15 protein-coding genes, 3 pseudogenes and 1 CRISPR repeat array are annotated in these 14548 nt (G+C 70.1%); of the genes and pseudogenes, 10 read left to right on the top strand and 8 right to left on the bottom strand.

What is annotated here, in order from left to right:
- Positions 1-18: 18 nt before the first annotated feature.
- Positions 19-408 (top strand): hypothetical protein, encoded by a 390-nt coding sequence (locus ABZ449_RS09350; RefSeq protein ID WP_360342745.1) that lies wholly within the window; start codon positions 19-21, stop codon positions 406-408.
- On the opposite strand, the gene ABZ449_RS09345 is transcribed toward ABZ449_RS09350, so the two are convergent.
- The gene (locus ABZ449_RS09345; RefSeq protein ID WP_360342742.1) at positions 362-1846 is read right to left on the bottom strand and encodes a hypothetical protein; all 1485 of its coding nucleotides are present in this window, start codon (positions 1844-1846) and stop codon (positions 362-364) included. The two genes, ABZ449_RS09350 and ABZ449_RS09345, sit on opposite strands and share 47 nt — an antisense overlap.
- A 15-nt stretch (positions 1847-1861) precedes the next feature.
- Between ABZ449_RS09345 and ABZ449_RS09340 the strand changes: the two genes are divergently transcribed.
- The 3 genes from ABZ449_RS09340 to ABZ449_RS09330 all read left to right on the top strand — a co-directional run bounded on the left by ABZ449_RS09340 (position 1862) and on the right by ABZ449_RS09330 (position 3486).
- Positions 1862-1999 carry a hypothetical protein gene (locus ABZ449_RS09340; RefSeq protein ID WP_360342739.1) on the top strand — a complete coding sequence of 46 codons (138 nt, stop codon included), beginning with the start codon at positions 1862-1864 and terminating at the stop codon, positions 1997-1999.
- A gap of 363 nt (positions 2000-2362) precedes the next feature.
- Entirely contained in the window at positions 2363-2911 is a 549-nt protein-coding gene (locus ABZ449_RS09335) for a SigE family RNA polymerase sigma factor (protein ID WP_360342736.1), read from the top strand.
- Entirely contained in the window at positions 2908-3486 is a 579-nt protein-coding gene (locus ABZ449_RS09330) for a PASTA domain-containing protein (protein ID WP_329356610.1), read from the top strand. Before ABZ449_RS09335 ends, ABZ449_RS09330 begins: the two co-directional genes overlap by 4 nt.
- Positions 3487-4070: 584 nt before the next feature.
- Here the strand turns inward: ABZ449_RS09330 and ABZ449_RS09325 are convergent.
- From ABZ449_RS09325 to ABZ449_RS09315, 3 genes are all read right to left on the bottom strand, one after another.
- Positions 4071-4424 carry a hypothetical protein gene (locus tag ABZ449_RS09325; protein WP_360342733.1) on the bottom strand — a complete coding sequence of 118 codons (354 nt, stop codon included), beginning with the start codon at positions 4422-4424 and terminating at the stop codon, positions 4071-4073.
- 162 nt (positions 4425-4586) lie between these two features.
- The gene (locus ABZ449_RS09320) at positions 4587-5561 is read right to left on the bottom strand and encodes a hypothetical protein (RefSeq protein ID WP_360342730.1); all 975 of its coding nucleotides are present in this window, start codon (positions 5559-5561) and stop codon (positions 4587-4589) included.
- Positions 5562-5629: 68 nt separating this feature from the next.
- Positions 5630-6024: direct repeats of the CRISPR family, unit length 29 nt; unit sequence CGGGTCACCTCCGCGCGGGCGGAGCGGAC.
- 975 nt (positions 6025-6999) lie between these two features.
- A complete protein-coding gene (locus tag ABZ449_RS09315; protein WP_360342727.1) occupies positions 7000-7347 on the bottom strand; it encodes a hypothetical protein in 348 nt (115 codons plus the stop codon).
- A gap of 409 nt (positions 7348-7756) precedes the next feature.
- Here ABZ449_RS09315 and ABZ449_RS09310 point away from each other — a divergent pair.
- The 4 genes and pseudogenes from ABZ449_RS09310 to ABZ449_RS09295 form a co-directional block, all read left to right on the top strand.
- Positions 7757-7882: pseudogene (locus tag ABZ449_RS09310) on the top strand (IS630 family transposase); the annotation flags it as partial.
- A gap of 135 nt (positions 7883-8017) precedes the next feature.
- Complete coding sequence (locus ABZ449_RS09305; protein WP_360343061.1) at positions 8018-8407, top strand: hypothetical protein; 390 nt, start codon at positions 8018-8020, stop codon at positions 8405-8407.
- Positions 8374-9129, top strand: a complete 756-nt coding sequence (locus ABZ449_RS09300; RefSeq protein ID WP_360342724.1) for an SDR family oxidoreductase — start codon at positions 8374-8376, stop codon at positions 9127-9129. Before ABZ449_RS09305 ends, ABZ449_RS09300 begins: the two co-directional genes overlap by 34 nt.
- 104 nt (positions 9130-9233) lie before the next feature.
- A complete protein-coding gene (locus ABZ449_RS09295) occupies positions 9234-10112 on the top strand; it encodes an ABC transporter substrate-binding protein (protein WP_360342721.1) in 879 nt (292 codons plus the stop codon).
- 228 nt (positions 10113-10340) lie between these two features.
- Here ABZ449_RS09295 and ABZ449_RS09290 read toward each other — a convergent pair whose 3' ends face one another.
- The 3 genes and pseudogenes from ABZ449_RS09290 to ABZ449_RS09280 form a co-directional block, all read right to left on the bottom strand.
- A complete protein-coding gene (locus ABZ449_RS09290; protein ID WP_360342718.1) occupies positions 10341-10745 on the bottom strand; it encodes a nuclear transport factor 2 family protein in 405 nt (134 codons plus the stop codon).
- A 314-nt stretch (positions 10746-11059) separates the two neighbouring features.
- The gene (locus ABZ449_RS09285; RefSeq protein ID WP_360343046.1) at positions 11060-11419 is read right to left on the bottom strand and encodes a transposase; all 360 of its coding nucleotides are present in this window, start codon (positions 11417-11419) and stop codon (positions 11060-11062) included.
- A pseudogene (locus ABZ449_RS09280) lies at positions 11367-11531 on the bottom strand (hypothetical protein); the annotation flags it as partial. The pseudogene ABZ449_RS09280 and the gene ABZ449_RS09285, both read right to left, overlap by 53 nt.
- On the opposite strand from ABZ449_RS09280, the gene ABZ449_RS09275 reads away from it, so the two are divergent.
- Positions 11451-12026: a hypothetical protein gene (locus tag ABZ449_RS09275; protein ID WP_360343058.1), complete on the top strand. Its 576-nt coding sequence runs from the start codon at positions 11451-11453 to the stop codon at positions 12024-12026. The pseudogene ABZ449_RS09280 and the gene ABZ449_RS09275 overlap by 81 nt on opposite strands.
- A 70-nt stretch (positions 12027-12096) precedes the next feature.
- Positions 12097-13644, top strand: a complete 1548-nt coding sequence (locus tag ABZ449_RS09270) for an ISL3 family transposase (protein WP_360343043.1) — start codon at positions 12097-12099, stop codon at positions 13642-13644.
- 70 nt (positions 13645-13714) lie between these two features.
- On the opposite strand, the pseudogene ABZ449_RS09265 reads toward ABZ449_RS09270, so the two are convergent.
- A pseudogene (locus tag ABZ449_RS09265) lies at positions 13715-14098 on the bottom strand (transposase); the annotation flags it as partial.
- Between the last annotated feature and the right edge of the window lie 450 nt (positions 14099-14548).

Raw genomic sequence — 14548 nt, 5'->3', positions numbered from 1 at the left:
ACGCAGTACCGTGGGCCGGTGGATGAGATGCCAGCCCCGATGACGGGTATGACGATCAGCGTTCGGATACGCCAGGACGTAGTGATCGTCGATCCGGAGCGCTTTGTCGCTTCGGCCCGCGCGGCGTACCGCGAGGCCTCCCCCGAAATCACCGAGGAGAAGGCAGCCGAGGACATCCGTGATGTCTACGAGGCCGTGTGGGCCCTGCTGGACCGCTTCGGTCGACTCGCAGCCGACGCACCGGCGTCCGCCGGACTCCCCGGCCAACGGATTCTGGACCGCCCAGACGGACTCTCACCTGCGGGCGAGCGCAAGCACATCGTGCTGAACGACCCGCGACCACTGCAGGACTACGGCTGCTTCATGCCCGAGGAGTACGACCCGTTCGCCATTCCACCAGGGGTGTGACGGCGTCCACCGCGACAGGCCGCTCCGCAAGAGCATTTCCTCGAACGTTCATGCTGGCTGCTGGGCGGGCGCAGGCGAACGGGCCTCTTGGTAGGAGTGCGGTTGTCGAGACCGACCCTCCAGGCCAGGAGACCCGTTGCCGTATCAGCTGACCATCTGCGTGCCGGCCGGTGCCACTTCGGACACTCTGACGTGCGACTGCTACGTTCACCAGTACGGGGCGATTGCGGCGGGGCGGCGTGCACCGCATTACCCGTCCGACATGACGGATGCGGAATGGGCCCCTGTCCGGCCTCGGGACTGGTAGGCGCGCATGTTGAAGTGTCGTGTATTCCTGATGCCGGGCGATGGTGCTGTCACCGTGTGTGGTCGCCGGGGGCGTATCGGCTCCAGGTGCCGCCACCTCGGTGACGAGCCTGGTGGCGGTCTTGTCGTGGTAGCCGAGGGCCTTGGCGATGGCCGGCGCGGGGGCCTGGAGGACGAGATGCCGGATGGCGGAGGTGCGTGCTCGCTGGGCCGGGACACCAAGGTCACGGAGGGGGCCGAGCAAGCTGTTCGGGTTCATCGGCTGGCCTGGGCGGCGGCCGGGGAAGAGCCAGCGGGTGGATAGGTTCACCGCCGGTGCGTGGGCCGGGAGTGAGCGAAGGTAGCCGCGAACGAGAGCGGCGACAGGCTCGGGCAGGGGCGAGGGCGGGTCTCCGAGTCGGAGGTGGACCTGCTGGCCGTCGTCCAGGACGTCGCCGGTCGTCAGGCGGACGACGTGGGTGAGGGGCTGGGCGAACAGCAGGACGAGACTGGCGGCGACCCGGACCCTCAGCGGCGCGGTTTCGTTGCCGAGGACGCAACGGAGGGCGGTCGACCGCTGGTGCTGGCCCAGCGGTAGTGGGTTGGCCGTCGCCTGGTAGGGGATGGCCAGGCGCGGCATGCGCTGCGTGTCCATGCACCAGCGCAGGAAGGGTTGCGCCGCGCGGCGGGTGGCGTAGTTCTCGGCGTGCCAGGCGTCGAGATCGGCTTGGGTTGCCGTTGCCGGCGTGCTGCCTCGGTGGGTGAGCCAGGTGAGGAAGGCGCCGGCCTGGGTGGTCTGCTGGCGGTGTTCGCCGGCGGTGCTGACGCTCAGCGGGCCGGTGTCGGCCTTGACGCGCAGCTTGCGGAGCTGGTGCCAGTGGGCGAAGTGCCGCAGGAACTGCTCGTGTTCGGGGTCCGTGGTCGCCGCGAGCCGTTCGGCCAGCCAGCGTTGGAAGAGAAGGAGCTGGCGGTCCTGGCGAGGCAGGACGCCGCATTCCATGAGCAGATCGCGCAGGTAGGCGGCGGTCCGCCAGTTCGGCACCTGCTGGATAGCCTCGTGGGTGAGGGCGATGTTGCCGGTGGCGAGGTCCCTCAGCAGCGCGGGGACCTGCGGGTTGTTCAGCCAGACGAGGCGGCCCTTGGGCCGGTCCATCCCGACGAGCAGGTCGTGCAGCGGGAGCAGGCGCGGGCCGGTGCGGGTGTCGGGGCCGCGATGCACAAGGCGAACCCGGGGCTGTTCTTCGACCTGGCCGACAGCGCATCCATGTACTGCGACCGCGAGATGACCGAGCTGTGGGAGAACTGACACCCAGCGCCGGCCAGGGCGGAGACCACTTCGCCGCAGCCCCACCGCCCCCACCGGCCAGGCCGGGCATCCCGGAGGACTGAACCCCCGGACGGCCAGACTCGCCAGCTCGCCTCCAGGGAGAGGGCCGGCCCGCGTTCCGTGACGACGGGCGGCCGGTCGGAGCCCGAGCCCGCTTCCGCTCCGCCCGCGCGGGACGCCGGGCCCCGCCCCCACCCCGGGCGGCAGCGGCGCGAGGTCCTGGGACACCCTTCCGTCCAAGCTGTGATTCACGTCACTGCCGACGGCTCGGTGCAGCACCCGGCCCCGTTCCGCCGTCATGGGGGCAGTGATCGGGACGGGACGAGGAGAGGAGGTCGGCGGGTGAGGTTTCGCAGGAGCGGTCCGGGCAACGGATTCACGGAGTTCGTCGCACAGCGGTCGGGAGCGTTGTTCCGCACCGCGTATGCGCTGACCGGTGACGTGCACGTGGCCGAGGATCTGGTGCAGGAGGCGCTGGAGCGGGCGTGCCGACAGTGGCGGAAGGCCGCGGTGGCGGACTCGCCGGAGGCGTACGTGCGCAAAGTGCTGGTCAACCTGGCCAACGACCGCTGGCGGCGGCTGTCGCGCCTGGGCGAGCGCCCCGGGCTGTCGGGGGTGCCCGAGACGGCCGACCCCCGGGACCGGCTCGGGCAGGTGGATCTGCGCGCGGAACTGATCGAGGCACTGCTCGGGCTGCCGATGGGCATGCGCAGCGTGGTGGTCCTGTACTACCTGCACGATCTGGACGCCCGGCAGGTCGCCGACGTCCTGGACATCTCTTCGAGTGCGGTGAGGTCCCAGCTCGCCCGCGGCCTGGCCAAGCTGCGCGATTCCGTATCGGGCGCCCAGGCGCCGCACACCCCGTCGGCCGCTTTCGGAGGTACGAAGTGAGGAACACGTCGTCCGGACCCGCCCCGTTCGAGCCGGGCCTCGAAGCCGAGCTGCGTGCCGCGGTGGCCTCCTTCGCCGACGGGCCGACGGCGCCGGTCGTCGACGCGGCCGCGATCGAGCGAGTCGTCAGCCGCAGCCGCACCCGCCGGGCGCTCCTCGGCACCGCTGCGGCGTGCTGCGTGCTGGCGTGCGCAACGGTGGGGTTCTTCGCGCTGAAGCCCGTGCCGCCCGCGCCCGGCGCCTCCCCGTCCCTGTCCCCACCGGCGAACGGGGCGTGCACCCCGCTCGCCACCGGCACCCCCAAGAGCGGAAGCGCCGATGCGACTCCGACACAGGAGCAGGAGCAGACCGCGGGAGCGGGCATCGCGCTGCCGGACCTGGCCGGCATGCCGGTCGAACAGGCCGGAAGCCTGCTGCGCGGACTCGGACTGAGCTGCACGATCATGCGGCACACGGACTGGAACGCTCCCGCCGGGCAGGTGATCAGCAGTGCCCCCCGGGGCGGCGCAGAACCGGTGGCACCGGGCTCGTCCGTCCTCCTACTGGTCTCGACGGGCAAACCCGGCAGAACCTGAGCGACCGGGCCCTTCGGCCCGCGCACCGGCGGACGGCGCCCCGTCCTGTCGGGCAGGGGAGCCACCCGGAGCGGGGGAACGGCTGCGGGTGGCGGGCTCCGATGCCGTCAGCCGCGCAGCTCGCTCGGCATCGTCTTTGGGTTGCGGAGGTCCTGCCCGAGGCGGCGGCCCCGACCTGCGCGGACGCGGGCCCGGCGCGCCGCGTCCGCGCAGGTCGTACCGGACGCCGGTCGACCGGCGTCCGGTGGTGCTGACGCCCTATAGAAAGAACCGGGTAAAGAAGCCGCCCTCCCTCCCGGAGCGGGAAGGGAGGGCGGGTGGGGGCGTTGCCCCGAGGAGGCCTGTCACCAGCAGCCGGGTACCGGCAGCGGCCGAAGACGGGCCGGGGCCCGATGCGTCATTTCGCCTGCGGGGTGACGACGGACACCAGCGCGGGGAACAGCACGGTGGCGAGCGCGATGGCGGGCAGGGCGGCGAAGCTGGGGGTCGATACTGGCGTACTCAACCGTCGCGAGTTGGCCCACCTCGTTCCGGCATTGCTACTGAACGTGACAGCCTTCTGGGGTCCGACCGGGCGAGGTGCGTCAGAGAGGAAGCGCCCCATCGACCAGGGCTTTCAGGTCTGCTGGTAGATCAGGTGAGTCCCGCCAGTGCTGGGCGATCAACAAGAGCGCAATCCACGAGGCGCACGCCTCGTCGTTCGGCTGCCCGGAATGCACCGCGTCGAGCACCGGCCTGCCGAGAGTGTTCACGACCTCGTACAGGGCATTTGCGACCTTGCTCACGTCGTCCAGGGGTGACCCCTCGGCATGCGGCGGAGCGCCGTCGAGCCGGATGGCGACCGAGGCGGCCGAGTAGGTCCTTCCATGGACGAAGTCCCGCAGGTTGGCAAGTTGCTGGCGGGATGGGAGAGGCGGCTGACCAGAACGTTGAGGCACGGCGTCACCCTATTCGGAACCGGAACGTCACTCACGTCCTTCTCGTCCGCTGGCCCCCGCACCGGCAGCGACGGGGCCCGGTGGCGGTGCGGCTTGCTCGCCCGGTCGGCGATGGCCTCCGCCGAGGGCTTGAACGGCCTCGGTACTGGTGGGCTCGCGCATTCAACTGCCGTGGGTTCCCCGGGGAGCCCAGCCCGTTGGTGACCGGGTGTGGTCGCCTGCGGCGTATCGGCTCCAGGTCCCGCCGGTCTCTCGGAGGAGTCGGCTGGTGGTCTTGTCGTGGTAGCCGAGTGCGTCCGCGACGACGGGGGCGGGCAGTTCGAGGAGTTGCTGTCTGACGGCGGCGCCGCGGGCGGCGGCGACTGGGATGCCGATCTCGCCCAGGAGCGCGGAGAGGTGGTCGGTGCGGGCTGGCTGGCCGGCTCGGCGGCCGGGGAAGAGCCAGCGGGATGCCTGGTTGGTGGCGGTGTTCATGTTGCCGCGGTTCGCGATGTACGCCAGCAGCAGGGCCGCTACCGGTGTGGGGACGGGCGAGGCGGGTTCCCCGAGCCGCAGCAGTGTGGTCTCTCCGTTGTGGAGCACGTCGTCGACTGTCAACTGGACGACCCGGGTGAGGGGTTGAGCGTAGAGGAGGACGATGACCCCGGCGACGCGGAGGCGCATCGATGCGTCTGTGTCGGTCAGCAGCCGGCCGAGTGCGGCCAGGCGTTCGTCCTCGCTCAGGGCGGGTCGCCGGGAAATCCTCTGTGCGGGGATGGAGAGGGAGCGTGGGCATCGGCAGCCCTGCATGGCCCAGTTGAGGAAGGGTCTCAGGGAGGTGCGGCCGCGTTCGGTGTTCTCGGCGAACCAGGCGTCGATGTCGAGCTGGCCCAAGGACGCGAGGGTAGTGTTCCGTGCGCTGAGCCACTGCAGGAATGCTGTCGCGCAGGTGATCTGCTCGGCTGCGAAGCCGCGGACGCTCGGTGTGATCCGACTGCGATCGGCTCGTTCACGCAGGTGGGGAAGGACGCGCCAGGTCGCGAAGAGCTTGATCGTCTTCAGGTGCTCGGGATCGGCGATGCCTGCCAGGTGGCCGGGCAGCCATCGTTGGAAGGAGCAGATGTACTTGTCGACGTCGGGCAGGACTCCACTGGCCATCAGGAGTTCTTCCAGATGGGCCGCTGCCCGCCAGGCGCTGGGGAAGACGTTGAAGCGGCGGTGGAAGGCGGGTCACCTCCGCGCGGGCGGAGCGGACTCCTGGCTGGCGCTGACCACTCCGAGCAGTCGCGGGTCACCTCCGCGCGGGCGGAGCGGACGGCGCCAACACCACCGCCGGCAACGGGAGCTGCGGGTCACCTCCGCGCGGGCGGAGCGGACTGAGCTCGCCTGCCACGGCATCACCCCCTCGCCGGGTCACCTCCGCGCGGGCGGAGCGGACAGACCGGACTTCCGGGCCGCCGGGGTGTGGGTCGGGTCACCTCCGCGCGGGCGGAGCGGACCGGCGACATCACCCGGTCACCACGGGGGCGGTCGGGTCACCTCCGCGCGGGCGGAGCGGACTAGAGCTGGGCGACGGGTTCGGCGCGCAGCCGCGGGTCACCTCCGCGCGGGCGGAGCGGACACTTTCTGACCTGCGGCGCAGCAGCGTCTTTGCCATTTCTTGACCGTGTTGGAGGGTCTGATCGGCTGTGCTGTTGTGGTGTCAAGGAGCGTTCGTTCATCGTGCCACGGGCCGCGGACAACGGCTCTGAACTCTCCCAGCAGGGGACCTGCACGTGGGGGAGAACGACGTCCTGGTGCCCGCGCCTGCTGCGCGCCAAGCACGACCAGCACCCCGAGCTATCGGCCAAGGGCGCAACTGGGCGGGGCGTCTCCTCGAACTCGTCCGCTCCGAGCTGCATGCACGGCGGGCTGAGATCCCGGGTCTGTGATCGGATCAGGCAATTGACTCGCGGGATTTCCAACGCCATCAAGCACTCATGGTGCTTCGTCCTCGATGGTGTTGGGGTTCTCGTGGAGGGCGAGGTCGGCCTGCGGTGCGCGGACGCTTCTGGTGTGGCATCGCTTTGTGCAGGCGACGCGTGTGCTGCTGGCCGGGCGGACGAACGCGGATCCGCAGGCGGGGCGAGGCCCTCGACGTGCTGCGGGACACCCGCCTGGTGCCCCCGGAGGCCCTGCGCCCGGCAAGGGAGCAGGAAGGTGCGGGCGTCGTCCAGAGCCGCGGCGGCGTGGCGCAGGTGGTGGTTGACCACCGGGACAAGGGTGCTGCGCAGGCCGTCGGCGGCTTGGAGGGCGCCGGCGGCCCGGTCCAGGACGTCGCCGGCGCGGTGTACCGCCGGGCCCAGGTCACTGGCGCCGTACTCCCTGGCCAGGGCCCCGGCCACGCGGGCGAATTCACCGAGGCCGGGCCACCGGTTCGGCACCGAAGAACTCCGGCCCGTACGCCACCTGCGCCAGCCTGGCCGAACGGCGCGCCTCCCACCACGTACGCACACCGCGATCATCCACCACAACACGACCCGACGGATACGAAACGACCCGACTCTCCCGCACCGCCGGGAGTCCGGGCGCACGAATCGGGCGCCAGCAGGCGCCCTCAGCCGAAGTCCTGGACCACCACACTGCATGCCAGGCCACACATCACGCTCACGGCGGACGCGGCGAAGCGCCACGCAGCCCAGCGCGTCCGGGGCGGCAGTGCCCAGGCGATCGTGAGGAGTACGAACTGCGCGCCCATCAGGCCGTAGGCGACGTTGTACTGCAGGCCCCAGTCCCGCCCACAGGCGCCCCGTGGCATGCACTGGTCGACGTCGACCGCGCGCACCAGTGCGACGGACCAGTAGAGGATCTGGCAGAGCGGCAGCAGCACCGTCGCGACGAGCGGAAACTTCCACGCGTCGCGGTGGTGCGGTGCCGGAGCGGATCCGGCCGGGAGGGTGTCCATGGACCGATTCCACTGCACCGGGCAGGAACTGGCATGAGCGCGGCTACTCAGTCGGGGCGGATCGGGTACCCAGTTCCCTGGCCTCCAGGCCGAGCCCGGACCGCGGCCGCCCGTCGCCGATCGGCTGGCCGCCCCCGCCACCAGCGTGACCCGCTCGCCCATCGCCGGCTCCGGTAGCGTGGCGGCGAGGGGACTGCCGGTGACGACACCGGCGTCGAGGCCGTCCGCCACTTCGCCGGACGTGTTCGGGTCGGTGCCAGTCGTGTGTACGACCAAGTGCGCCGGGTCCTCCGGCCGACGGCGGTGAGCGGCGCCGGGCAGTTGTCGGCAGCAGCCGTGCTGCCGTCGGCCCGGTACCGCCCCTTTGAGGACTCTGTTGCTCAATTCGGGCCGGGGTCTGTTGACTGCGAAGGTCGGAATCTCTGCGTCGAGCGTGCTGCGGATCTGGCGGGCCTTCGGGCTGCAGCCGTGGCGGACGGAGACATTCAAGATCTCTCCGGACCCGCTGCTGATCGACAAAATCCGGGACGTGGTCCGCCGAGAAGACCGGGATCCCAGTGACCGAGGACACTGTCTGACTCCCCCATGCGACCACAGGCGCTGGCCGCCTCGCGGGGTGGACCGGTGCTCTGCACAACCTCACCAGTCAGAGTGCGAGCACCGTGACGTCGTGCGGATCGGCGTGGCTCAGCTCGCGACGGGGCGGGGCGATGCGATGCTGCGCCAGTACGTGGGGCAGCGGGTGGACGCGGTGGTCTGTCGGCGGCTCGACGAGCTGCTCCAGGACGGGCACCGCCGGGGACTGCGGTCGGCGCTGCCTGCGAGTGGGATCACTCGCGGCGCGGTGGAGCGGCTGCCCGACCAGCAGGTGCCGCGCGGACCGGACCGGACCGCGGCGGATCTGCTGCGGGCGGCCGTCGACACCGTGTGCTACGGGGCGATCCGCTCAGCAGACCCCGGCGCCGACGGCGCAGGACTCCGGGCGATCATTCCGACGGTCCGCGACGGTGATCAGGAGGTGGGCTCGTGGCTGGGGCAGAGGGCCGGGTGGCATTGGTGACAGGGGCTGGCAGCGGAATCGGTGCGGCCACCGCGGGTCTCCTTGCCGCGCGAGGGATGCGCGTGGTGGTCAACTACCTGCGCAACACCAAGGCCGCCGACGAGGTCGTGGCCGACATCGAGGCCGCTGGCGGGCAGGCCATGGCCGTGCAGGCCGACGTGCGCGAGGCAGCGGCCGTCGAGAGCATGGTCGGGCGGGTCCAGGTGGCGTGGGGCGGCGTCGACGTGCTCGTGCACAACGCGCTGATCCCGTATGCGGTCAAGTCGTTCCAGGACATGACGTGGGAGGAGCTGGGCGGCAAGATCGACGCCGAGATGCATGCCGCGTTCGCGGTCACCAAGGCCGTCCTGCCCGCCATGAGCGAACAGGGCTGGGGACGCATCATCTACATCAGCACCGGCCTCAGCCGCCGCCCCCGGGCGGGCATGATTGCGCTGGGCGCGGCCAAGGCCGCCCTGGAGCAGTTCGCCCGCTACCTCGCCCAGGAACTGGGCCCGCAGGGCATCACGGTGAACATTGTCGCAGCCGGCCCGGTGGAGGACACCCGCATGGGGTCCGCGCTCGACGAGAAGATCAAGCAGCGGCAGGTGGCCCTCACCCCCGTGGGCCGCCTGGCACGCCCGGCCGATGTCGCCCAAGCGGTCGCCTTCTACGCTGGCGAGGACAACGCCTTCATGACCGGCACCACGGCCGCGGTCAACGGCGGAATGGCGATGGACTGACAGTCCGACCGGTATCCGCCGCACCGTCACCTCGGCACCGTACGCCGCGCCGTACCGCGCCCGCGCGGGACGGCGCGGCGACGACAGGACCAAGGAAGAGTCTCATGTATACGATCGATCTCGCCTATGTCGGGCGGGGCCTGCACGAGGAACTGGCCGCCTACATCGCCGACCAGGAGGACTTCCACGCCGATGAGGGCGTCCACGTCGCGGTGCGCGACGGCTGCTCCTGGGACGTCGAGCGCCTGCGCCGCTGCGCCACCATCGGGCTCGGCCGGGCACTGCTGTCCCGGCTGACCGACGGCACCCCGTGGGTCGCACTCACTGTCAACACCCAGCACCCGCTGTTCTGGTTTCTCGCCCGCCCCGGCCTGACCTCCCTGGCCGACCTGGCCGGCCGACGGCTCGCGGTACACGCCCCCCACACCCCACCCGGGTGCTTCGCCCGAATCGTACTGCGCCAGGCCGACCTCGACCCGGACCGCGACGTCCACACCGTTGTCCGCCATCCCGGCGACTACGGCATGGACCTGCGCGGGCTGCGCGACGGCAGCATCGACGCCGCCTACGTCGGTAGCACCATGGCACCCGAGGCGGTCGCCGCCGAGCACGGCTGGCAGGTTCCGGCCTGGGTCGGCGACCACTTCCAGATCCCCACCGTGGGCGTGGCCGTCGACCCCACCTACATCTCCCCGGACGACCCCGCGGTCCAGGCCGTCGTACGAGCCCACCGGCGCGCCCTGCAGGTGATCCACAACGACCCCGACACCACGGTGCGGCACATGCGGACGTTCCTCGGCGGACAGACCGAGGATGAAGTCCGAGCCCACTACGAGAGGTTCATCGCACTGTACTTCACCACCGACGGCCAAGCCGACCTCGCGGTCGGCGACAGCGCGATCACCGCGGTCGCCGCCGAACTCGGTGTCCCCGCCACCGTCACGGCAGCTGAGTTCTACCGCACCGCAACCACCACACCCTAGAAGCCCGGCGACGCCGGCGCTGCCGAAGCGCGGGCCGTACCTCAAGACCACCCACGCAGCGACCCCCGCGGCCGCTGGTTGGCCAGGGGCTGGCAGCAGCTGTGCGCCCCCGAGTCGACACTCGGGCCGCGCCACACCTACAGGACAGCACACGCCCATCCGACAAGAGCCCAGAGCCCGCGTCAGCCAGCTGTCACAGGCTCATGGACGATCGAAGCCAACCCTGGGTCAGGCCCTGGCGATATTCCTGCCCGGCATCGGCTCCGCGAGTGCCGTCCGCCACTCAGGCGCACCGAAGGCGTCCGCGAAGTACTGCGTCTCGTGCACCACATGACCGTGGGCAAATTCCATGATGCTCACCGAGTGGGTGGGTACCCCGTCGTACGTGATGACACACTCGCTCACCCACAGATCCCCGCTGCCGACGATCCGGTGGACGGTGAAGTGCCGATCGGCAGGGTGCCCGCCACGTTGCGCCGAAATCGTCGCGCGGCCGCGGAATCGTTCACCTGACTGGGGGTAGTCGAGGATCGCGTCCGCAGCGTAGATCGCGTGCTCGGCTTCGGTGTCCCCGCGTTCCGATGCCCGCCAGTGTTCCTCGATCGCGGCCCTGGTCCGGATGTCAGCATCCATCACACTGTCCCCTCTGCAGGCGGCCGGAGCGATCCGGAGACCTGGGATCGCTTCAAGGCTTCCCCCGGGACGCCGGGCCGTTGAACGTCATGGGCAACGGTGACAGCGTAGATCGCCAAGGCAGCGGCTCAGCTTCAGGACAGGACAAGTCGCCGATATCGCTTCCGATGGCGCCACCTGACGCAACCCCAAGAAGCAACCCCAGAGGCACCACAGCGGCAACCTGCGGCAGCGGGCGCACGGTTTGTGCCCTTGCACGACAGTTGACCACTTTGCCGGCGTGCCGGACTCTGTTGCTCTGTTCGGGTCGGTGTTCAGGCTGCGAGTTGATGAGCGAGTCGTGTGAGTCGGCTGTTCCGTGGGCGCCGGGGGCCTTCGGCCCAGTGGGCATCGAGCCGGATGACGTTGATCGCGGTGGCGGAGTAGGCCTGCTGCAGGTTGACCTTGGGCAGGCCGCGGTAGCGGGCCCGGCGCAACCTGGTGACGTCCAGAGCCTGGTTGATCGTGCCCTCGACACCGGCGCGAAGGGCGTACTTGGCCTGCCAGGTGTCGGTCTTCTGCTCGGGCCCGGGCGGCGGCGACGGTCTCGTGCAGCTCGCGGGGCCGCAGGGTGAGCATGCAGTTGCCGCGCGCCGCGGTGGTGCATTTGTCGCGGGACTGGCAGGAGCTGCAATGGGAGCGGGCGAACTCGATCACGATGGCGTCGTGGCCGTGCTGCTGAACGGGATACCAGCCCGCACTGGTGCGGCCCTCGGAGCACCGGACTTGACGAGCGGTCCAGTCGATACGGAAGGCGCTCTTGTCGAAGCCCTCGGCAGCCCGGGCCTGACGGGAATGGTCGGCCAACAGCGGTGTGACCATGGCGATGCCCTCGCCCGCGGCGGCGGTGACCAGGTCGGCGGAGGGGTAACCGGAGTCGAGGTAGTGCTCGCCCGGCTTGACCTGTCGTTCCGTCAGGCGGTGCTGGATGCCGGCGGTGGCGGTCACGTCCGGCGCGGTCGCCACGGTGGTGGCCACGTCCGTGATCAGGTTCGGACTCCGGGGCCGGGTCCCTGCGTCGTCGTCGGTGCCGTCGTCGCAGGTCTCGGTGAGGTGGACTGGACCTTGCAGCCGCACCAGTGGCTTCGTTCACTTCAAGGGGCAGCGTTTGTCCGCCGGTTTGGGCGGCAGTTGCTGATCTTGAGGCCCATGAATGTTCACGAGAAATGGTTCTGGCTCAACTTCCGGGCTCTGTCGCTGATTGAGGGGTCTGTGCCGACCAGGAACGGGTGGTGGGCATGAACTGGGCGTGACGGATGCGGCGCGTGTGGTTGACCTTCTCTTCCCTGGGATCGGCGTGGAGGTCGAGCAGATGGTCCTCGGGGATGGCGAGGTTCGTCTCGCCTTGCGGTCGGCGGCGGTGTCCGCCGTCTGCCCGGGGTGCGGGCGGAGATCGTCGCGGCTGCACTGCTACTACCGGCGGCGTCTTGCGGACCGCCCGATAGCTGGCCGACGGGTGCGCCTGGAGCTGAGGGCACGTCGTCTCGTGTGCGGGAACGACCGGTGCGGGCGGCGGACGTTCGCCGAGCAGATCCAGGATCTGACGTCCAGGCACGCGCGCCGCACGACCGCCCTCACCGCTCAGCTCACCGACATCGCCCTGTTCCTAGGCGGACGAGCCGGAGCCCGGATCTCCGATCGTCTGGCCATCACCACCTGCCGCGACACCCTGCTTCGTCTCATCCGCGCGCTGCCCGTCCCGTCGCCGGGCCTCGTCCCGCATCTGGGCGTGGACGAGTTCGCCGTGCGCCGCGGTCACACCTACGCGACGGTCCTCGTCGACATGGACACCCACCGGCCGGTCGACGTCCTCGCCGACCGGAGCGCGAACACCTTCGCCGCCTGGCTGCGCGACCATCCCGAGGTGCGGGTCGTCTGCCGGGATCGAGCCGGGTCCTTCCGCGACGGTGCCAGCGCGGGTGCGCCGCAGGCCCAACAGGTCGCCGACGCCTGGCACCTGCTGCACAACCTCGCCGAAGCCGTCGAGCGCGTTGTCGGCCGCCACCGCGCCGACCTGCGCGAACCCCTCCCCCTCAGAGAAGAGCAGGACAACACGCCCCGCCCCGGGGCCGCCGGCTCGAACGAGCTGGACGTCCACGGCCGGCCGCGTCCCCTGGTCGCCCGAACCCGCGAGCGCCACCAGCAGATCCACGAACGCATCGAACGCGGCGACAGCCTGCGTGCCATCGCCCGCGAACTGCGCCTCAGCCGCGGCACCGTCCTGCGTTTCGCCCGAGCCGCCGACGTCGAGCAACTCCTCGTCGCGGCGACCCACCGCCCCAGCGTGATCGACGACTACCGGCGCTACCTGCACCACCGGTGGATGGAGGGATGCACCAACGCCTCCGCACTCACCCGCGAGATCCAGCAACTGGGCTACCGCGGTGACGTGAACACCGTCCAGCGGCATCTGCGGCTCTACCGCACCGGAGCGATCCCAGCAGAGGCCCCGTTGCCGCACCTGACGGTCCGCCGCGTCACCGACTGGATCATGCGCCGACCCGAGCGGCTCGACGACACCGAACGCAAGTCCCTTGAGGATCTGTGCGAACGCAACCCCGCGCTGGCCACTACCACCGAGTACGCCCGGCGCTTGGCCACCATGGTGCGCGAACGCCGAAGCGAGCACCTGGCCCTCGACGTCCGGCTCGCCGACGTCCGCCTCGACGGACAACCAGAACTCCGCACCCTGGCCGGCGGCATCCGACGCGACCGCGCCGCCGTCCTCGCGGCCCTGAACACCACTCTCACCTCGGGAGCAGTCGAGGGCAACGTGACCAGGATCAAACTGCTGAAGAGACAGATGTACGGCCGAGCCAACTTCGACCTCCTCCGACGCCGCATCCTCCTGTCACCTTGATCAACCAGCCAAGACCCCTCAATCAGCGACAGAGCCAACTTCCGAACTTCCGTGGCGCCGCCACTCTCCGTCACGCCAACAGAACGCGCTTGCGAAGGAGTTCGAAGCCTGCGCGGCTGAACATCTGGCGCTTGAGCATCTTGATCCGGTTGACGCGCCCTTCGACGATGCCGGAGTTCCAGGGGAGGGTGAGGCCGGCGATGACGGCGGCGCGGTCGCGGTCGATGCCGGCGGCGAGGGTGTGGAGGCTGGGCAGGTCGTCCTGACGGACGGCGTCGAGCCAATCGGGGAGTCGTTCGCCCTGGCGTTCGGTGAGCATGGTGGCGAAGGTGCGGACGTGTCGGGTGAGGGCGTCGAGCTTGGGGCAGTGGGACAGGACGGTCTTGAGCTGGAGCTGTTCGGCCTCGGAGAGCGCCGTGGGCCGCCGGAGGATCCAGCCGGCGACGGTGCGGGGTACAGCCCCCGAGACATCCCCCCTGACCAGGGAAAACAGCCCTGACCCGAAAACAGCCATCAGTACATGGTGAAACCCTCAATACCGGTCACCACATTCACAAAACCCGCGATATCCCCAGTTCGCAGCCCCTGTCCGGCACGGCAAACCCCTACCTGCCCGTTCTCGCCTCACTAACAACACCCCAGCCCACATGCCACCCCACACCCTAACTGCACCCCCTCAAATCTCAGTCCGCCGCGTTTTGTCACCTGGCATAGCGGTAAGTCGAGGCCAACGGCAAATTCGAAGAACACGGCACCTCAAATCCGGAATGCGATGTGCTCGCGTGAGAATGGTTTTAACCACGAGTTGCGGCTCTGGCTCAATCTTCCGCGATGTCGCCACTCCCTGTCACGTCAATACGGCGTAGTTGCGAATCATCCGGGCACTCTCACCGCGCGCGGCGGC

Origin of the sequence: Kitasatospora sp. NPDC005856 (genome assembly GCF_040629945.1) — a bacterium.
Taxonomy (GTDB): domain Bacteria; phylum Actinomycetota; class Actinomycetes; order Streptomycetales; family Streptomycetaceae; genus Kitasatospora.
The sequence above is the reverse complement of the archived record's forward strand: the minus strand, read 5'-3'. Positions and strand labels throughout refer to the sequence as shown.